At 54.9% G+C, this 19,528-nt stretch carries 20 protein-coding genes; 9 read left to right on the forward strand and 11 right to left on the reverse strand.

What is annotated here, in order from left to right:
- The first annotated feature begins 134 nt into the window (after positions 1-134).
- From Q0711_RS07470 to Q0711_RS07490, 5 genes are all read left to right on the forward strand, one after another.
- Positions 135-269 carry a helix-turn-helix domain-containing protein gene (locus tag Q0711_RS07470; protein ID WP_298612450.1) on the forward strand — a complete coding sequence of 45 codons (135 nt, stop codon included), beginning with the start codon at positions 135-137 and terminating at the stop codon, positions 267-269.
- A 182-nt stretch (positions 270-451) separates the two neighbouring features.
- A complete protein-coding gene (gene tpiA / locus Q0711_RS07475; RefSeq protein ID WP_298612453.1) occupies positions 452-1,183 on the forward strand; it encodes a triose-phosphate isomerase in 732 nt (243 codons plus the stop codon).
- A 285-nt stretch (positions 1,184-1,468) separates the two neighbouring features.
- Positions 1,469-2,065, forward strand: a complete 597-nt coding sequence (locus Q0711_RS07480; protein ID WP_298612456.1) for a tetratricopeptide repeat protein — start codon at positions 1,469-1,471, stop codon at positions 2,063-2,065.
- A 74-nt stretch (positions 2,066-2,139) separates the two neighbouring features.
- On the forward strand, positions 2,140-2,394 hold the full coding sequence (locus Q0711_RS07485; protein ID WP_298612458.1) for a hypothetical protein: 255 nt from the start codon (positions 2,140-2,142) through the stop codon (positions 2,392-2,394).
- Positions 2,395-2,399: 5 nt separating this feature from the next.
- Positions 2,400-3,572: an MltA domain-containing protein gene (locus Q0711_RS07490; RefSeq protein ID WP_298612461.1), complete on the forward strand. Its 1,173-nt coding sequence runs from the start codon at positions 2,400-2,402 to the stop codon at positions 3,570-3,572.
- On the opposite strand, the gene Q0711_RS07495 is transcribed toward Q0711_RS07490, so the two are convergent.
- Genes Q0711_RS07495 through Q0711_RS07505 form a run of 3 tightly spaced genes read right to left on the reverse strand, consistent with a single transcriptional unit; the run spans position 3,573 to position 6,050 of the window.
- Complete coding sequence (locus Q0711_RS07495) at positions 3,573-4,622, reverse strand: alcohol dehydrogenase catalytic domain-containing protein (RefSeq protein WP_298612464.1); 1,050 nt, start codon at positions 4,620-4,622, stop codon at positions 3,573-3,575.
- 18 nt (positions 4,623-4,640) lie between these two features.
- Entirely contained in the window at positions 4,641-5,759 is a 1,119-nt protein-coding gene (mraY, locus tag Q0711_RS07500) for a phospho-N-acetylmuramoyl-pentapeptide-transferase (protein WP_298612467.1), read from the reverse strand.
- Positions 5,760-5,804: 45 nt separating this feature from the next.
- Positions 5,805-6,050 (reverse strand): DUF3134 domain-containing protein, encoded by a 246-nt coding sequence (locus Q0711_RS07505; RefSeq protein ID WP_298612470.1) that lies wholly within the window; start codon positions 6,048-6,050, stop codon positions 5,805-5,807.
- Between the two features lie 183 nt (positions 6,051-6,233).
- Here Q0711_RS07505 and Q0711_RS07510 point away from each other — a divergent pair, with 183 nt between their 5' ends.
- Positions 6,234-6,557: a hypothetical protein gene (locus Q0711_RS07510; protein ID WP_298612473.1), complete on the forward strand. Its 324-nt coding sequence runs from the start codon at positions 6,234-6,236 to the stop codon at positions 6,555-6,557.
- Between the two features lie 31 nt (positions 6,558-6,588).
- On the opposite strand, the gene metK is transcribed toward Q0711_RS07510, so the two are convergent.
- On the reverse strand, positions 6,589-7,839 hold the full coding sequence (gene metK / locus Q0711_RS07515; RefSeq protein WP_298617208.1) for a methionine adenosyltransferase: 1,251 nt from the start codon (positions 7,837-7,839) through the stop codon (positions 6,589-6,591).
- Between the two features lie 489 nt (positions 7,840-8,328).
- The gene (locus tag Q0711_RS07520; RefSeq protein ID WP_298613324.1) at positions 8,329-8,889 is read right to left on the reverse strand and encodes a 5-formyltetrahydrofolate cyclo-ligase; all 561 of its coding nucleotides are present in this window, start codon (positions 8,887-8,889) and stop codon (positions 8,329-8,331) included.
- 215 nt (positions 8,890-9,104) lie between these two features.
- On the opposite strand from Q0711_RS07520, the gene thrC reads away from it, so the two are divergent.
- The 3 genes from thrC (at position 9,105) to Q0711_RS07535 (ending at position 13,201) form a co-directional block, all read left to right on the forward strand.
- Complete coding sequence (gene thrC / locus Q0711_RS07525) at positions 9,105-10,403, forward strand: threonine synthase (protein ID WP_298617210.1); 1,299 nt, start codon at positions 9,105-9,107, stop codon at positions 10,401-10,403.
- A gap of 44 nt (positions 10,404-10,447) precedes the next feature.
- Positions 10,448-10,723, forward strand: coding sequence for a MoaD/ThiS family protein (locus Q0711_RS07530; RefSeq protein WP_298613318.1), 276 nt, complete (start codon positions 10,448-10,450; stop codon positions 10,721-10,723).
- A gap of 198 nt (positions 10,724-10,921) precedes the next feature.
- Positions 10,922-13,201: a DUF3488 and DUF4129 domain-containing transglutaminase family protein gene (locus tag Q0711_RS07535; protein ID WP_298613315.1), complete on the forward strand. Its 2,280-nt coding sequence runs from the start codon at positions 10,922-10,924 to the stop codon at positions 13,199-13,201.
- Positions 13,202-13,213: 12 nt separating this feature from the next.
- Here Q0711_RS07535 and Q0711_RS07540 read toward each other — a convergent pair whose 3' ends face one another.
- The 6 genes from Q0711_RS07540 to Q0711_RS07565 all read right to left on the reverse strand — a co-directional run.
- A complete protein-coding gene (locus Q0711_RS07540) occupies positions 13,214-14,554 on the reverse strand; it encodes a hemolysin family protein (protein ID WP_298613312.1) in 1,341 nt (446 codons plus the stop codon).
- 692 nt (positions 14,555-15,246) lie between these two features.
- The gene (locus Q0711_RS07545; RefSeq protein ID WP_298617212.1) at positions 15,247-16,425 is read right to left on the reverse strand and encodes a glycosyltransferase; all 1,179 of its coding nucleotides are present in this window, start codon (positions 16,423-16,425) and stop codon (positions 15,247-15,249) included.
- The gene (gene rsgA, locus Q0711_RS07550; protein ID WP_298975652.1) at positions 16,425-17,471 is read right to left on the reverse strand and encodes a small ribosomal subunit biogenesis GTPase RsgA; all 1,047 of its coding nucleotides are present in this window, start codon (positions 17,469-17,471) and stop codon (positions 16,425-16,427) included. The genes Q0711_RS07545 and rsgA overlap by 1 nt, the downstream gene beginning before the upstream one ends.
- Positions 17,468-17,689 carry a sulfurtransferase TusA family protein gene (locus Q0711_RS07555; RefSeq protein WP_149817527.1) on the reverse strand — a complete coding sequence of 74 codons (222 nt, stop codon included), beginning with the start codon at positions 17,687-17,689 and terminating at the stop codon, positions 17,468-17,470. Before Q0711_RS07555 ends, rsgA begins: the two co-directional genes overlap by 4 nt.
- Positions 17,690-17,713: 24 nt before the next feature.
- A complete protein-coding gene (locus Q0711_RS07560; protein WP_298614835.1) occupies positions 17,714-18,562 on the reverse strand; it encodes an alpha/beta fold hydrolase in 849 nt (282 codons plus the stop codon).
- A gap of 15 nt (positions 18,563-18,577) precedes the next feature.
- Positions 18,578-19,528, reverse strand: a 951-nt coding sequence (locus Q0711_RS07565) for a pyruvate formate lyase family protein (RefSeq protein ID WP_299042185.1), incomplete at its 5' end; no start/stop codon positions are given.

The raw sequence follows: 19,528 nt of genomic DNA on the forward strand, positions 1-19,528 counted from the left end.
TGGGGAGGAAATCTTTCCTTGGTGGCAGGGTGTGAAAATAGACCTTGAACTCTCAGATTGGCGAGGACAGCCATGGGTCTTGATCCCGCAGATTTACTAGTTTTGAGCGATCGCCAGGGATCGCTTTAACACTGATGATGCGCCAGCCCCAGTCCTTAACGGTGCCAGAATTAGCTGAGCAGTTGCAGTGGTCTGCGGCAGAGGTGAGTGCCACTCTAGCAGAAGTTTTGCAACTAGGTTACGTAACGGTTGACAACGACACCTACTAAGTCAAATTCGGACGGCGTACTCCTCGCCTTCAACCCAAATGTCAGTCGCCCCGAGTTGCGGCGGTTTGGGACAAGTTGGGTTCAGTCTCATCCACTTCTTACAGCAACAAAGCGTTAATGGTAGAGGCAACCCGTGTGGTACTCTTAAATACGCTGAGTTTTACAAAGGAAAATCAGGACGAGTGCGCCCAAAAGTTCTTGCTGGCAACTGGAAAATGCACAAAACCCAACAGGAGGCGGTGGCCTTCCTACAGGATTTTTTAGGAAAGTTGGTGGATACGCCCGGCGATCGCGAGGTGGTGCTGTGCGTCCCCTATACCTGTTTGAGTGTGTTGTCCAAGAGTCTGCACGGAACGCGGGTAAAACTGGGTGCCCAAAATGTCCATTGGGCAGATCAAGGGGCGTTTACGGGCGAAATTTCGCCACCGATGCTAGTGGAGTTGGGTGTGCGCTACGTGATTGTTGGCCACAGTGAGCGGCGGCAGTATTTTGGTGAAACTGATGCGACGGTCAATCAACGGCTCAAGGCTGCTCAAAGGCACGGTCTGACCCCCATTCTCTGTGTCGGCGAGACAAAAGCGCAGCGGGATGCAGGGGAAACAGAAGCCCATATCTTGCAGCAGTTAGCGCTGGACTTGGTGGATGTGGATCAGACCAATTTGGTCATTGCCTACGAACCCATTTGGGCAATCGGTACCGGCGACACCTGTGAAGAAACGGAAGCCAACCGTGTCATTGGTTTAATTCGCAGCAAGTTGCAGAATCCCGATGTCCCCATTCAGTACGGTGGCTCGGTCAATGCCACCAACATTGATGCGATTATGGCACAGCCAGAAATTGATGGGGTTCTTGTGGGTGGCGCCAGTTTGCAGCCGGAGAGTTTTGGGCGCATTGTTAATTACAATCCCCTTTGAATATCACACTGAGTTCCGCCCCAGTGCCCTAGATCCCGCCTGAGCCAAGAGATGGAGCACTGCTGAGTGGTGGCCAAACACAAAGATATCAACAGACAGTCCTTTTCCCAAGGATGGAATTAAAACAGTCACAACTGCTATATGACGGTATTTTCTGCGTACTCCATATTTTAGGGAAAGGGTCGTACCCAGTGGTTCATTACAGCTCTTATCGTCTACTGGGCGATTTCTTCATTTTCTTTTAGGATCGAAGTAGGGCTGAGTGATGCCGAAAGGAGGCCAACGATGCGCCAACCACTCTTCAGTACTTTGATAGTTTTAGCTGCTTTTGTTGGTCTCAGCAGGGCTGCTGTAGCACAGCCGATGGCGATCGCCACCTTGACCACACCTGAACTTCAGGAGCTACAACGACTGGTACCCCGCAGTGCTGAGGACTACTACAACATAGGGTTGATGCACCAAGGGACTGGTAATCTAGATGCTGCCATTGAAGCCTTTAGCCAAGCAATCAGACTCAACCCTAGCGCCGATTACTACTTTGCTCGTGGCATGGCCTACTACGACCAAGGGGATATGCAGCGGGCGATCGCCGACTTTACTACGGCAGTGCGCAATGACCCACAGTTTATTGCCGCCTACTACAACCGAGGCATGGCCTATCTCGCCCTGCGAAACTATACAGCGGCGATTGCGGACTTTGATGCTGCTCTAGCACGGGATCCCCAATTTGTTGCCGCCTACTACAGTCGGGGTATGGCTTACTTCGACAGCGGCAATGTGGAATTGGCGCAACGGGACTATGCGCGGGCGCGGGCACTCAACCCAACAATGACGGCTCAGTACTACGATCGCGCCCCCCGTCCCCTCACTGGAGGACCTTAGCACCTAAAGCCACCAAGGAGGGCGATAATAGGGCGATAATATAATGTGCAGGATAAGGATGAGCGATCGCGCCTATGCCCAGAACCCCGTCTGAATTTGCGGTTCATTTATTTCTGGATGGCGGTCACCGTGAGGAGGTGCGCTTCCCCACCATTCAAGACTTCCAGAAGTGGTACAGCAATGAGTTAGCGGCCAAAGCAAATTCCAACGACTTTATTTCCGTTCCTATTAAAAATATTCAAGGGGAATACATGGTGGTGCGTCCCTCGAAGGTGCTTGCCATTCGGGTGGAACCGGTGTTTACCTCTAGTGTGGATCGGTTTGTCTAAAGCCGATGGCGGGTTTATTCACTGGGTGGATTCAGGGGGTCGTCATCCTGGCAATGGGCGCGATCGCCACCGCCCCAACCGTTGCTCCCTTAATCCGCCAAAGCCAACTCCCGCCGACGGTTGCCCTGGATACAACTCTGGGGGAATCCTCCCGTGAGCGGGCACGACTTCTGCAAGCCATTGAGCACAGTTTGCGCTACCTGCGCAGCGAGAAAGGACGCCGAGACTATGCCGCCTACACCGCTCCCGGCCAGCCAGGGGCAGCCCTAGGATCCAATCTGCATCAGCGGGTGATTCGCTCCCTGGAACGCTTTCGCCATTTGGTACACATCCATCGCTCTGCGGCAGAACTCCAAGCAGCGGTGAAGCGGGAATTTGTGTTTTACCAATCCATTGGTAGCGATGGCCAAGGGCGAGTGGAGTTTACAGGCTACTATGCACCCACCTACCGCGCTAGTTTAGTGCCCACCGCCGAGTACCGCTATCCCCTGTTTCGGCGTCCCCCCAATTTGGAGCAGTGGCCACAACCCCACCCAACCCGCTTGGAACTGGAAGGGGCGGATGGTCTGCAGTGGCGCAAAGGGCCTTTGCGGGGTCTGGAACTGGTCTATTTGCGCGATCGCCTAGAGGCTTTTCTGGTTCACGTCCAAGGGTCTGCGGAACTGCAACTGCCCAACGGTCGCCGCTTTACCGTCGGCTATGCCGCCAAAACCAATCACCCCTACACCAGTATTGGCCAAGAACTTATTCGCGATGGCAAAATTGCCCGCGAGGAACTGACCCTGCCGCGGCTTGTTGCCTACTTTAAGGCCAACCCTGCTGAGCTAGATCGCTATTTGCCCCGCAACGCCAGCTTTGTTTTCTTTGAATACACCCAAGGTCGGCCACCCACCGGCAGTCTCTCCACACCCGTGACCCCAGAGCGGTCGATCGCCACCGATAAGGCCTTGATGCCACCGGGTGCCTTGGCCGTGATCGACACGAAAATTCCCCTCAAAGCCCAAGGTCAATGGCAGCCAACTCCCGTCAGCCGTTTTGTCTTGGATCAGGATACAGGCAGTGCCATTCGCGGGCCGGGGCGTGTGGATATTTTCATGGGCACAGGAGATGTAGCCAAGGCGCGGGCGGGTCTGATCAATACGCCGGGGCAGTTGTACTATTTGCTCCTGCGGGAATAGCTAGGGGTGCAGCGCTACTTTAATCACTTGGCGCGCCTTCATTGCTTGGAGGACGCTTTCAATCTCCGTTAGGGGGGCTTGGCCACTAATCAGTTTCTCGAAGGGGAGCGTGCCACTGGCAATTAACTCTAGGGCTTGGCGGACAAAGGTGGGCGTGTTGTGAAAGACTCCCTTGAGAGTCAATTCTTCGTAGTGCAGGCGCTCAGTGTCCACGCGGATGGAGGTTTGCCGCGGGCAGCCGCCAAAGAGGTTAATCGTGGCACCGGGGCGACCACAGGCGATCGCCGTTTCCCAGACTTCGGGAACCCCAGTGGCTTCAATGACAATATCGGCGCCGCGCCCCTCTGTCCAATCTCGGACGACAGCGGGAATATCGCTGCACTGGTGATGATTGATGGTCTGCTCTGCCCCAAAAGTACGGGCGATCCCCAGCCGCTGATCAGAACCGCCAAAGGCGAAGACCCGCGCTCCCTGCTGAGCCAGAACACCAATGAACATCAAACCAATGGCACCATCGCCAAGGACAACAATTTGCGGTGGACTGGGCCACTGCTCAACCATGGCGGGGTCAAACCCAGAGCGAGCCACACCGTGGAGAACACAGGCAAGGGGTTCTGTGAGCGCCGCCAAGGCAAAGGAGAGGGACTCGGGAATGGGCAGCAGATTCTGGCGGACAATGCTGGCGGGAATTTTTAGATATTCGGCAAAGGTGCCATTGTTGAACTCTAGGTGAGGGCAGAGGGAAAAGGCCTGTCGCTGGCAGTAAAAACATTGGCCACAGGGGGCAGAATTATTGGCCACTACGCGATCGCCCACCTGCCATCCGGTCACCCCCGCTCCTAAGGCCACAATTTCTCCTGCTGCTTCATGGCCAAAGAGAATGGGCGGCGTCAGCATCCGCGCATGACCTCCCCGCTGCCACACCTTTAAGTCAGTGCCACAGGTGGTTGCTGCCCGCACCCGAATCACCACTTCCCCCGGCCCCGGCGTGGGATCGGCCACGCTTTCGATGCGCACATCTTCTTTGCCGTAGAGCACTGCTGCTTTCATCGAGATTCCCCGCCAGACTTAGGTCAGCCATTTCAGGAAGCCACAGAGCACCCCCAAGAGGGCAACCACCCCGTAGAATGTACTCACAACCCGCAGTTCTGACCAGCCGCCCAATTCAAAGTGATGGTGCAGGGGAGCCATCCGCAGTAGTCGTTTGCCCACACCGTCAGGTCCCTTTGTGGCTTTGTAGTAGAGCACCTGGGCAATCACTGAGAGCGACTCCACAAAAAAAAGACCGCTAACAATCAACAGCTCCCAAAGGTGGTGACTCGCCAAGCCAATGCCCGCTAGGAGCGCCCCAAGCGCCAGGGAACCCGTATCCCCCATAAATACCCGCGCCGGATGGTAATTGTGCCCGAGAAAGCCAAGGCAGGCACCACTCATGACCGCCGCCAAAATTTGCAAATCAGGATGGGGAGTGAGAATCATTCCCAGAACCAACAGGGCGATCGCTGCGGTGCCGGCTGCTAGGCCATCTAGGCCATCGGTGAGATTTAGGGCATTCCCTTCCGCCATCGGCACAAAAATTGCCAGGGGAATAAAGCCTATTCCCAGCGGCCAGACCCATCCCCACGGAGCAGTGACAATGGTTGCAGCGGGATCACTACCCACTAGCCAAGCACAGAAGAGCGCTGCCCCCATACCCTCTAGGAGGAGCCGCAGCCGAGCCGATAAGCCTTTATTGGATTTGCGCCGCAGCACTTGCCAGTCATCCCACCAGCCAATGGTGGCATACCAGAGCACCAACAGGGCGATCGCCCCCACTGTTGCCGATAGTTTCCCCTGAACCAGTCCCGTCCACAGGAGTGCCAGACCCAACCCCGTTGGCACAAAAAAGATTCCCCCCATCGTCGGTGTGCCCGATTTTTGTAGGTGGGATTGCGGGCCATCTTCGCGAATAATTTGCCCTGTCTTTAGTCGCCGTAGGATGGGCACCACAGCCATCCCGAGAACCGCAACGACAGCAAAACCCACCACCCAAGGCACCGTTAAGGTTTGCAGCGGCTGCCGCCACTGAGTTGCCTTGGTGTCGTAGGCAAGACTTGCCATGAGCAGGGCAATGGCAAGAAGGCCAAAAAGTCGCTGTCCTGTGAGCCAAGTGGCTTTGACTGTGGCGGTGGTTTTGGGCGAGGGCATGGGAATCTTACAGCACGTCACTCCGATAATAGGGGCATCCGTGCGCTACTCCTCAAGCCCTAGGTCCTCTTCTTCGTCGTAATCCCCCAAGGAGTCACCAACAAACTCTTCAATTTCACCCATATCATCAAGGGCGCTATCTAGAAGGGGATCTGCCTCATTGCCATCGCGGGCAATCAATCGACCCGTTTGCTGTAACCATTCCAAAATGGAGCGATCTGAACGCCCCGCCGCTGTTAAGTTCTTTTGGGAAATGGGTTCTTCGTACAAGGAGGGGTTGTATAGGGTCATAGGGCTAGGCTAGACAGGGTTGTGGTCGTCCAATCCTTAAGTGTAACGTCTGGCTACAGGAATGTAAATCTTCAGCCTGTGGCGATCGCTTAAGGTGACACATTCCTTGGAACCTGCCTACACTGGAGAAGTCATTAAAGAGTGAATGGACATTCAACATTTGACACACGAGGGATAAAAAGCATGTCTTTACCAAAGAAATCATCCATCGCCTTTGCTGTTTTGAGTGCAGTGTCCCTCGCGGGGGGGGCGATCGCTGCTCCTTATCCCCCAGAAGTAGTTTCCCGATTTACGAGTGAATGTACGACTGCTCTGCAACAACAGGTGCCGCAAATGGCACAGTACGGTAACGCTTACTGTAGCTGTGTGATCAATGAATTGCAATCGTCACTGACCTTAGCCCAGTTTCAGGCAATCGGTGAAGATGTCCAGACCAATGTGACCCCAGAAGTGCGCCAGATGCTTACTAAAACGGCACAAACCTGCCTGCAACGAATTACTCGGTAAGAGGGGGGAGCCACTCCCCCCAATTGGTTGCCTAGACTGTGCTGAGAAACTGAGCGGCTGCCGCTTGCAGCTCTGCAACTTTATCGAGTTTTTCCCAAGGTAAGTCGAGGTCACTTCGGCCAAAGTGGCCATAGGCAGCTACATCTTGGTAGAAGCGACCGCCGCGATCTTGGGGCAGGTGACACAGGCCGAAGGTTTGGATGATGGCAGCAGGGCGCAGATCAAAGTGGCTCTTAATCAACTCCAGTAATTGCTCTGGAGCGAGTTTACCCGTGCCAAAGGTATCCACAAACAGGCTCACGGGGCGAGCAACGCCAATGGCATAGCTAATCTGTAACTCGCATTTATCGGCCAGCCCTGCGGCAACAATGTTTTTGGCGATGTAGCGAGCCATGTAGGCGGCACTGCGATCCACCTTGGTGGGGTCTTTACCGGAAAAGGCGCCGCCGCCGTGGCGGGCATAGCCACCGTAGGTATCCACGACGAGTTTGCGTCCTGTCAGTCCCGAATCCCCTTGGGGGCCACCAATGACAAATTTGCCCGTGGGATTGACGAGAAAGCGAGTCTTGTCATCGGGTTTGATGGCCAGATCTGCAAAGACGGGGTTGACCACTGCTTCCCGCAGGTCGGCTTTGATCTTTTCTTGAACGGCGGCTTCGTCGCTAATGTCACCAATGGTGGCCGTGTGTTGGGTGGAAATCAGAATTGTATCAATGCCCACGGGCTTGCCATCTTCGTAGATGACGGTGACTTGGGTTTTGCCATCGGGACGCAGGTAAGGGAGTTGACCCGTTTTGCGGACGGCGGCCAAGCGACGTGCCATGCGGTGAGCCAAGCTAATGGGCAGGGGCATATACTCAGGGGTTTCGTTACAGGCATAGCCAAACATAATGCCTTGATCGCCCGCTCCAACGCGATCTAATTCGGCATCACTCAGGTGTTCCCGTGCTTCTTGGGCGGTGTCCACCCCCCGAGCAATGTCGGGAGATTGCTCATCAAGGGCAACGATGACAGCACAGCTATTGGCAGCAAAGCCATTTTCAGCGTCGGTATAGCCAATTTCACGGATTTTCTGCCGTGCCAAGTTGACGTAGTTGACCTGTGCTTTGGTGGTAATTTCCCCCGTAATCAGCACGAGACCCGTATTCACAACGACCTCAGCGGCAACGCGACTCTGGGGGTCTTGGGTGAGTAAAGCATCCAGAATGGCATCGGCAATTTGGTCGCAGATTTTATCGGGGTGACCTTCGGTGACGGATTCCGAACTAAATAAGTAACGCAAGATAGCACTCCTATGACATGAATAATTGAAAGAGATGCAATAAGTTTGTCTGCAGCAGCAGGGGCTTTTGACTAAAAAACAAGAACCCTTTTCTAAATCCTAGGATTATACCTGAGCGGCAAGACGCCTGGGTGAATGCAAGAATTGGCTAGACTAGAGGCAAATTTTAGGCCTTTCAAACTGTATGTCTGCTTCACGGGATGCCGACTATGCCGGTTGTGTGGCTCAAGACGCCTGTCGCGAATCGAATTAAATTACACAAATCCCTCAACGCGGGCGATCGCTCCCCTGTTGACCATAGAGCCTGTGGAGTCGTCCCCCCACGGGACTTCGCTGCGCTGCGTTTTACGGCTGTTGTTTCCTGTGTGCCCAAGGGAGACTCCCCTTTAATTACCCGATTCCCCCCACCTCGATGGCGCAGATATTTGAGGTAGTGGGCCTGAAGAAACCCATAGTCTCGACCCAGCCAGTCTTAGCAACGCCGGGGCTTTAGGTGACCTCAAAGATGCCTGATTCGGTGCAAATCGCTTGGAGGGGCTGATCCCATGGGTCACGGGGCAATTCTTCTACCACCGCTGACTCAAACACAATGCCCCAGCGACACACATGTTGCCAGTCAGGGTGGGCGAAGAGACGATCAAAAAAACCGCCGCCATAGCCGAGACGGTAGCCTTGGCGATCGCAGGCAACCGCAGGAACCAAACACAGATCAACCACCTTTAGATCGATGAGCGGAGCGTTAGCAGCAGGTTGCCAAATGCCATAACGTCCTTGCTGGAGAGAGTCTTCTTTGCCACCAAAACAATGCCACTGCAAATCCCGACCCACGATGCGGGGCAAGCCCCACTGTTTAGGCAGTGGCCAGAGGGAGCGCAAATCGGGTTCCCGCCGATGGGGCACGTAGGCCAAAACTGTGGTTGCCCGTTGAAACTGGGGATGACTAAGCAAGTGCTGACAAATGCGCTGACTGCGATTTTGCCACTCGCGATCGCTCAAGTGCTGCCGCCATTGGAGATACTGTTGTCGCAGGTTGGTTTTTGCGTCATCCATATTGGTTGTGTGAGCACCGCGGCTGCCAGTGAATATATAAAATCACAAAAAGTCTCAGGATTGCGTCAACGGATGGTCGGTAACATATCCCCCAAGGAAAACAGGGAAGATTCTTGGGGGCACTCAAATCCCGATAAAAATAGTCGGATATATTTGACAGGGCGATCGCCCCCTGCTAGGATGGTCAACAACTTGTCTGAGGCAGTCTAAGACCCATGACCGCAACCTTGACCTCCACTCCCGAAACCACCTACTTTACCCACCTCAAATGCAAAGAGTGTGGGGCAGAGTACGAACCCCAAGCCATTCATGTTTGCGAATACTGCTTTGGCCCCCTTGAGGTGAAGTACGACCTCAACCGATTGGCGGCAGCCGTGACTCGCAGCACGATTGAGGCAGGTCCGAAGTCCATTTGGCGCTACCGTGCCTTTTTGCCGGTGACTTCGGCAAACCCCATTGACGTGGGGACGGGGATGACGCCCCTCCTCAAAGCCCAGCGGCTGGGGCGCCGCCTCGGACTCAAGCATCTGTATATCAAAAACGATGCAGTGAATATGCCTACCCTCAGCTTCAAGGATCGGGTGGTTTCGGTGGCGTTGACACGGGCGCGGGAACTGGGGTTTACGACGGTCTCCTGTGCCAGTACCGGCAACTTGGCGAATTCAACAGCGGCAATTGCCGCCCACGCCGGGCTAGATTGCTGTGTCTTTATTCCCGCGGATCTGGAAGCAGGCAAGGTCTTGGGCACGCTCATCTATGGGCCAATGGTGATGGCTGTGGAGGGCAACTATGACCAAGTGAACCGCCTCTGCTCGGAAGTGGCCAATACCCATGGGTGGGGGTTTGTCAATATCAATTTGCGTCCCTACTACTCGGAAGGGTCAAAGACGCTTGGTTATGAGGTGATTGAACAGTTGGGCTGGCAGCTCCCTGACCACATTGTGGCTCCTTTGGCCTCCGGTTCTTTGTTCACAAAAATTTACAAAGGCTTCCGCGAATTTGTGGAAGTGGGTCTTGTGGCCGACAAGCCGGTGCGCTGTAGTGGTGCTCAAGCCGCAGGTTGCTCTCCCATTGCCCAAGCCTATGCCGAAGGGCGGGACTTTGTGGCACCCGTGAAGCCCAACACGATTGCTAAGTCCATTGCCATTGGCAACCCCGCCGATGGGGTCTATGCCCTAGACATTGCCCGCAAAACCAATGGGGCGATCGCGGCGGCCACCGATGAAGAAATTGTGGCCGGGATTAAGCTCCTGGCCGAAACAGAGGGTATTTTTACCGAAACCGCGGGCGGCACAACCATTGCCGTGCTCAAAAAGCTGGTGGAAGCCGGCACTATTGACCCGGAAGAGGTGACGGTTGTCTATATCACGGGCAATGGCCTGAAAACCCAAGAGGCGGTGCAAAACGACATTGGCCAACCCCTGAGGATTGAACCCAAATTGGCTAGCTTTGAGCGTGCCCTAGAGCGATCGCGCACGCTGGAACGGTTAGATTGGCAACCGGTCTTGGTCTAGGTTTTCTGGTCCTTTTGAAGTTGATTGAGGGTTTCGAGAAGTCTATGGCTGTTACCGTTTTGATTCCTACCCCCTTGCAAAAACTCACCCGCGATCAGGCCACGCTGGAGTGCCAAGCCCAATCGATCGCTGAGCTGCTCGAAAAGTTAGAACAGGACTGCCCTGGCATCAAAGGGCGCCTCTGTGATGAAAGGGGTCAACTGCGGCGATTCGTGAATTTCTATGTCAACAATGAGGATATTCGTTTCCTGAATGGCCTTGAAACGCCCCTCAAGGATGGCGACGAAGTCAGCATCATTCCCGCGATCGCTGGGGGCTAAGGCACAGCCTAGGGAGCATAGCTTGTTCCTGTGGCGATGATTGAATGGTGATCCCAGGAGCATTAGGCTCTTATTCAAATATTTTTCACATCATCCCGAAAAGGCTGGTAGAGAACTTCCCAAAGGGGGCGAAACCTATCTACCAGTTCCGGGGCAGAGATTTGATAGGATCAGGGCACTGTTTGCCGCTGTCCTCCAATGTTTCAGTCTTGGTTGCAACCAATTGCCAATTCTCCGATGCTGGCTGCCGCCAAAAACGTCGAAGACTCGCTGCTGCTGCGGCTCGGCGTCTTGGGCATGGTAATTGTTGGCTTGGTGGCCACGGATGTTGCAGCAGAGACTGCCAATAGTTTCTGGGCAGTTCCCCTCTCCATGGTCGGGTTTGCTTGGAGTTGGTGGGCGCGGCGGCAAAGAAATGTTGTGGCGAAGCTAGTGATCGCCACTGGCATGTTGATGGCATTGGCCATCTTTTTAGGACGACTGGCAACGCTCAACCAAGATTCGCGAATTCTGCTGACGGAACTCTTAATTCAACTGCAAGTGCTCCATAGCTTTGACTTGCCTCGCCGCAAGGACTTGGGCTACTCGATGGTGATTGCCCTCATTTTAATCAGTGTGGCCGCCACCCTCAGCCAAACCATGACCTTTGGGCTGTTTCTTTTGATCTTTCTGGCGATCGCCCTACCTGTACTTGTTCTCGACTACCGCTCGCGCCTCGGCCTGCTCTCCACTCCCCTGAAATCGCTGCGCTTGCCCTGGCGGCAATGGGTTGGACTTTTTGCCCTGATTCTCGGCTTGGGGATGCTGGTCTTTCTGCTGCTGCCGCGCTTCCCCGGCTATCAAATTCGCACTCTGCCCGTTAGTGCCGACATTCAGGTGGAAGGGGAGTTTGACCAAGCTCGCGTGATCAATCCCGGCTATGTCAGTGGCCGTAGCCGTGGGGGTAGGGGTGAGGAGCTGGCCAATCAAACATTTGCAGACAGGGGCAGCGATCGCCCTTCTGAAACTTTTGACAGTAATTTTTATTACGGTTTTAACAGCGAAATAGATCAGACCTTTGGCTTGCCAATGGTGCCGCGGGAACTCATGCGGGTGCGCTCCCAAGCCCCCGGCTTCTGGCGTGTCCTTGCCTTTGATCAATATACAGGGCGCGGCTGGCGGATTAGTCGCAACGATGAGGCAGAAGTGCTGCGGCGCTCCCCTTGGAGTTTTCGCTATTTGTTGCTGCAGCAACAACTCTCCCAACTGACCACACGGGAAGTGATTCAGACCTACACGATTGTTTCTGAGTTTAGTAACCTGATTCCCCACCTCTACGAACCCCGCGAACTCTATTTCCCAACCCGTGAAATTGCCCGCGATCCCGATGGGGGGTTGCGCGCGCCTGTACCGTTGCCGCAGGGGTTAACCTATTCGGTGATTTCCCAAGTGCCCGTGCGCGATCGCTCCCTGTTGCGTAAAGCCCCCAAAATCAACCATTCCCTGGGCTATCAGCGCTACCTTGACGTGCCCCCTGACCTAAAGCCGCGCCTGCAGGCGTTAGCCCAAGACCTCCTTGCCAAGGCCGATCGCCCGATTCCCGAACCCTATGAGCAAGCTCTTTACCTTACCCAAGCTCTGAAGCAGTCCTATGCCCTAAAAACCGATATTCCTGAATTGGGCAAAGATCAAGATTTGGTCGAGGCCTTTCTTTTTGAATGGCGCGGGGGCTATCCCGATCACTTTTCTAGTGCATTGACGCTGCTGTTGCGCAGTATTGGCATTCCCACCCGCCTGGTCACGGGACTCGGAACGGGAGAATTTAACCCTTTTACGGGTTTATATGTGGTTCGCAACACCGATGCCTATGCCCTCGCAGAGGCCTACTTCCCCAATTTGGGCTGGTTTCTCTTTGATCCGATTCCGGGGCACGATCTCTATCCAGCAACCCTAGAGGTGGATCAAACCTTTAGCGTCCTGCAGCAGTTTTGGCAGTGGGTGACCGCTTGGTTGCCCACACCCGTGACGGGGTTCTTGGGTACCCTCTTTGCGACGCTGGAAACTGCCCTGCAAAAATTCTTTGATCTGTTTAGTCAAGGACTAGGGGGCATTGTCCAAGGAATTTTAATTCTCTTTGGCGGCATCATTGTTGTTTGGGGCCTATGGTACGCTCTCCATACGTGGCAATACCGTCAACGGTTGCAAAAACTGCCGCCGATTGCCCGCCTCTATGTGCAAATGCTCGACGGTCTGGCACAGCAAGGCTTACCCAAGCGATCCAATCAAACTCCTTGGGAATACGCGCGATCGCTGCAAACCTGTGGCCGTCTGGATGCGGTTAGTCAACGCGCCATGGAAACCTTGACACAGGCCTACGTGGCTTGGCGCTATGGGGGTGAGCAGCCTCCCTTGGCTCCCTTGAAGCGCGCTCTAAATCAACTGCGACAACAGCGCTGGCGATCGCTACAACGCACGATAGTCGGTTTTCGCCGTCGTTAATTCTGGTTTTTGTCAATCCTTGTCCTTTGGGTTGCCCTCATCGGCGAGGGTATCATAGCTCACCAGTTCGGTCACGAGTACTTTATCGACACGATTGCCATCCATATCCACCACTTCAAAGCGCAGTCCATCGGTTTCAATGTAATCTCCCGACTGGGGAATGCGGCCAAAAAGGGTAATGATTAGACCGCCAAGGGTGTGGTAGTTTGCCGTGTCCTCCTCGGGCAAGGTTTCCCGCCGCAGCAACTCCTTGAGTTCATAGGTGGACAGCAGACCATCCAATAGCCAAGACCCATCCTCCCGCTGAATGATTTGTGGTTCTTCCCCTTCCTCATGGGGCAACGTGCCAATAATTGCTTCTGTGAGATCGTTGAGGGTCACCAGCCCTTCAATTCCTCCATACTCGTCGGTAATTAGAGCCATGTGCTGACTCGATTGGCGAAAGAGTTCAAGGACATCGAGGGCCGGTAGACCTTCAGGGACAAACAGCGCTGGTTGTAAAAGCTGGCGGAGATCAATGGGTTGCTGCGTTAAGCGGGCAGCTAAAAAGTCCTTGGCGGAAATAATCCCCAAGCAGTGATCAATCGTTTCTTCAGCCACGGGAAAGCGGGAGTGGGAACTGGCCAGAATCTCCGCTTCAATTTCCTCAAGGGGAGATTCAATATCTAGCCAGACAATATCGGTACGGGGGGTCATGATAGACTGAATCGGGCGATCGCCCAAGTTAAAGATGCGCGCCACCATGTCCTGCTCGGCCACCTCAAAGAGACCTGCCCGTGCCCCCTGCTCAATCAAAACTTTAATTTCATCCTCCGTGACGGTTTGTTCTGCGCTGGGAGCAATCCCCAGGAGTTGCAGGATGGTATCTGTGGAAACACTGAGTAAATGCACAACCGGGGCTGCTAATCTCGTCAGCCATGTCATCGGTTTGGCAATGTTGCAGGCGATCGCCTCCGGATACGTCATGGCAATGCGCTTTGGGACTAGTTCGCCAATCACAAGGGAAAGATAAGTGATACCCGTCACCACCAGGGCAATACTGAGGGGCTGACTGTACTGCCCTAGCCAAGGTACAGAACTGAGAACTGCCTGTAAGCGCTGCGCCAAGGTTGCTCCCCCCACTGCCCCACTCAGAATACCAATGAGGGTAATTCCAATTTGAATAGTGGAGAGAAAACTATTGGGAGAGTTGGCTAATTTCAGTGCCGCTCTGGCTTTGCGTTTACCCCGTTTTGCCAGTTGTTCGAGGCGGACTTTGCGAGCAGAGACCACTGCGATTTCAGCACCAGCAAAAATGCCATTGGCGATGATCAGCAGCAGCACAAATAAAATTTCTAAGGCAGCGGCAGACATTGCAGCTATGCTTCTAGGGGTAACCCCAGATATACAGTCTTGGTTGGCATCGTCGGTCGTCAGGCTGATTCAAGAGACTGCTCCTTTACTGCCGATGTTGTTTCCATGATGCTAAATAGATTGCTCCTCTGTCAGTGGTATTAACCTGTGGGGGGAATGTAATTCCGTCATCAGGCAGTTGTGGCTGTTTTCAGGCTGTGCCAGCCTATTCCAAGGGGCTGTATAGCAGTCAGGATACTGGAATCTGGGAGACTCTACAAGGGGGAGAGGGGCACTCAGGGAATCTCAGAATAGACGGGATGTTTCCCTAGCTAGCCAATCCACGAGCGGCTTCAACGCTTCCTTACCCTAGGGGCGATCGCGATTCTGGTGCTGTTGATTGTTGCTTTTCTTTGGAGCGAGGAGGCACCCCGGTCAACTGCTGACCCACTCTGACCAGATCAATGAGTTCTTGAGTTCTACTTTATTGAGCCAAGATTGAGCCAAGGCACTAACCCTCTATGGCCTCTCATTTCCTGCCGTTAGTGCTGGGGTCAGTGAGTCCAGCAGCGGTCATTCCGACAATCCAGTGCTCCTGGTGGGGGGTCACTGCCACACTCAAGAAGTGCTGCTCACCCCTCCTCCCACGGCCTTTCAGGCGCTTGACCCCCGTGACCCGCTCATTGTCATGGCCTATCGCCCCATCTATCCATCTATGACTTATGCGGATAAACCCGTCCTTTCCAAGCACCCCCTTGACCTTGCCAGTGGCGACGAGCCGAATCCAGTGTCATTAGCGTATAGAGGAAGGCAATCACGGGTAGTGTGAGTGCCCAAGTGCTATTGAGGCCATAGAAACGAACCGTTGGCCTGTAGGCGATCGCCATCCCCCCCCAGGTGAGTCCCCCCATGGCGGCCAAAGGCAGCGATTGACTAATGAGACCAATACCAAGGGCAAGGGGAGGCCACAAATACACCACTGTCATGCCAATCACGGTTCCCGCCAGCCAGAGGGGGGAATAGGACAACTGCGTATAGGCGGTGCGCGCCACCATCTGCCAAATACTGCCGAGGGTATTGTAGGCTCGCAGACTCACGGTGGTCGGTGTTAGCCCCAACCAAATGCGGTAGCCCGCTTGCTTCACAGCGGTGGCCAAAGCACAATCGTCAATCAGGGCATCGCGAATACAGGCCATGCCACCAATCTTATCCAGCGCCACAGGATCGATCAAAATACAACCGCCGGCAGCGGCAGCCGTGGAGCGCTGCGGATCGTTGACCCAGCGGAATGGATAAAGCTTGGCAAAGAAGAAGACAAAGGCAGGAATGAGTAATTTTTCCCAGACACTTTGGCAGCGCAGTTTCACCATCAGGGAGACAAGGGCGCACTGTTGCTGACGGGCGTGGGCGACCAATTGGCGCAAATTTTGGCGATCATGGGCAATGTCGGCATCGGTGAGGAGCAAGTAATCGGGGGCAAAGGCACGGGCTGCCTCAATGCCTTGGGACAGTGCCCAGAGCTTGCCAGACCAACCCCTAGGGAGGGGGGCACCTTGCAGCACCGTCAGGCGATCGCCCTTCCCCAGTTCCAGAGCCGTTTGGCGGGCAATCTCCTCTGTGCCATCCGCGCTTTGATCGTCCACCACAATCAGGTGCAGAGTTCCTGGGTAGTCCTGTTCTAGGAGCGATCGCACACTGGCACCAATGACGGCTGCTTCGTTGCGGGCCGGAACCACGGCAACAACCGTTGGCCAATCCCTGAGGTCTCCTCCTTGGAGTCGTTGATCTAGGCGCCAAAACTGTCCCCAAAAGAGCAGCAGGACTAGCCAGATCAGGAGGGCAAGACCCGTTAGACTCAACAGAAGTAAGGTGAACACAGGAGGCATGGTCATCACAGTTCGCTATCGAGGACTTCTTCAGCCATGGGATGAAGATGCTGATGTTGCTGTCGGCGCGATCGGCGGCGATATTTTTTCGGATCTAAAAGGGGTTCAAGGCGCTGCTGACCTTGGCTGTCACTCTTGGCCTTGACGCGGGGCGTATTTCCTAGGGATGGCTCTGAACTGGCCGTTGCTTCTAGCTCATGCAAATACTCAAGGTAGAGGGGATAGCGTTCCCAATCACCGCGTACACAGCAGCCCGGCTCCTGATCGTGGCGACAGTTATCAAAGAGGCACTGACCCTTGCTGAGGCGTTGGCGAATCTCTGGAAAAGCTGCCGCCAGTTGCTGAGGGTCTGGGGGTAGTTCGGGCTGATTAAAGCCCGGCGTATCGGCAATCCAGCCCCCCTCTGGCAGGGGAAACAGTTCCACATGGCGAGTGGTGTGCCGCCCGCGGTGCCAGTGATCGGAGACCGCGCCCACCCGAATTGCCTCCCAAGGGAGAAGCTGGCGGATCAGGCTACTTTTGCCTACGCCCGACGGGCCACAGACAACAGTGATTTTGTGGGCCAGACGCGGTTGTAGGCACTGCCAACTGTTCCCCGCAGTGAGGCAAATAACATCACAACTGTAGCCCCATTGCTGCAGGCGATCGCGCCACTGCTGTTGCACCTGCGGCGACACTAAATCCGCTTTGGTGAAAACCACGTGGATCTCAACCTTCAGTCCCTCGGCGGTCAAGAGAAATCGGGTGATTTGATGCACATCGGCAGGGGGATCAGCCAAGGCAAATAAGAGCAGGATTTGATCCACATTGGCGATCGCCGGTCGGTGCAATTGATTGCGGCGAGGCAAAATCTCGGCGATCGCTCCCCGCTGTCCTTGCCAGTCGGGATGGCTCATGACAACCCAATCCCCCACGCACACCTGTTGCCCCATCTTTTTTAGGCGGGCGCGACGCACACACAGTAGCTCCTCAATGCCATTGACGGGTTCCCGCAGGCGGACACGGTAGTAATTGGCCTGAACGGCTCGCACCAAGCCCACCAGATCACTCATGCGGGACGCTGCACCTGAAGGGCAAAATAGTCCTGTCGCGGCTCAATCCCAAGGACATCGTAGCCCGCCATCCGCAAACTATCCGGCACCTGCTCAATGGGTTCTCCCGCATCCAACCACACCTCAAGGGGCTGCTGGGGGGGCAACTGTTGCAGGCGCAGTTTTGTGCGCACAAAGTTCAAAGGACAGGGTGTTCCCCGTAGATCCAATGTTTCCATGGCAAGGCAAGTAACCAACTGCAACTATCTTCCCAAAAAGGCGACCACCTTGGCGAATACCTGCTCCCGCTCCACATCTAGGGGTAGCAAATGATCTGAATCCTTAAGCCAGTGCAATTCCTTTTGGGAGCCGCCCAGTTGGTCGTAGATGATTTGGGCGCCTTGGGGAGCCACGACGGTGTCACCACGGCTTTGGAGAATGAGTGTGGGGATGGTGATCCTCGGCAATTCCTGTTCCACTTGGGCAATGAGGTCGAGGGCACTGCGCACGGCTTGGAGGTTAAAACTTTTGAAAAAACAGGCCGCTTCCGCCGCTTGGCGCAGGGCGCGATCGCGAATCGGCAGGTGCCGCCGCGGCAACCAAGGAATCCACCGCCCAAGGGACTGCACAAGCTTCTCTGGAGCAACGGGACAAAACCAAGGCCGATAGATCCGCAAAAATGGGGCAAGAAGCACCAAGGCATCAACGGCAAAGTGACAGGCCAGATGCAGAGCTAGGGTTCCCCCTGTGGAAAAGCCAATCACCGCCACCCTAGGGTAGCGGTCTCGCAGGGCCTGAAAAGCGGTGACAACGGCCTCATACCACTGCTGCCAAGTCGAGGCAGGCATGGGGGCGCGGCGGCGATCGTGCCCCGGATAGAGGATGCCCTCAACAGTCCAGCCCGCTTTGTGGAGAACCTGTGCCAGAGGTTGCAGTTCATACGTGCCGCCCCCCAAGCCATGGAGAAGCAAACAGGCGCGATCGCCCTCGGCGTGATCATAGAAAAAGGGAAGATTAAGCAGTGTTACCAATGCACTCGAGCACCATACGTTACCACCATAAAAATCTACCCCGATCGCCAGAGCAACCGAGGTAGAGGACGCGACGTTCATTTAGGCGTAGTGAGCCTAAAAGCGTTCATGGAACGTGCGGTTAATCACATCCAACTGTTGTTCGCGGGTGAGTTTAATGAAGTTTACCGCATAACCGGAGACACGGATGGTGAGTTGCGGGTACAGTTCAGGGTGATCCATGGCATCCAACAACATTTCACGGTTTAACACGTTGACGTTGATGTGGAAGCCCTGATCGTGGATGTACCCGTCCAGCAGATTCACCAAGTTGCTGATTTGATCTTCCCGCGTCTTGCCAAGGGCACTGGGCACGATGGAGAACGTGTTGGAGATGCCATCTTGGGCATGGACATAGGGCAGCTTGGCCACCGAGGCCAGTGAGGCGATCGCCCCTTTCGTGTCCCGACCATGCATGGGGTTAGCTCCCGGAGCAAACGGCTGACCCGCTTTGCGCCCATCGGGGGTATTCCCCGTTTTCTTGCCATAGACCACGTTAGAGGTAATCGTGAGGATGGATTGGGTGGGCACAGCGTTGCGGTAGGTTTTGTGTTTGCGGATTTCATTCATGAAGGTTTCCACCACCCATACCGCAAGGCTATCCACGCGATCGTCGTTGTTGCCATATTTGGGGAAATCACCCTTGATCTCGTAGTCCACCGCCAGTCCCTCGGCATTGCGAATCACTTTCACCTCGGCGTACTTGATGGCCGAGAGGGCATCCGCCACCACCGACAGACCCGCCACCCCACAGGCCATTGTGCGGAAGACATCGCGATCGTGGAGTGCCATTTCTAGCCGCTCGTAGCAATACTTATCGTGCATGTAGTGGATGACGTTGAGGGTATTCACATATACCTTCGCCAACCACGCCATCACTTGCTCAAAGCGCGGCAGCACTTCCTCCCACTTCAGCGTGTCAGCGGTAATCGGCGCAAACATGGGCGCCACTTGCTCACCTGAGATTTCATCCCGGCCGCCGTTAATGGCATAGAGGAGAGCTTTGGC

The organism is uncultured Thermosynechococcus sp., from assembly GCF_937958135.1.
GTDB lineage: Bacteria > Cyanobacteriota > Cyanobacteriia > Thermosynechococcales > Thermosynechococcaceae > Thermosynechococcus.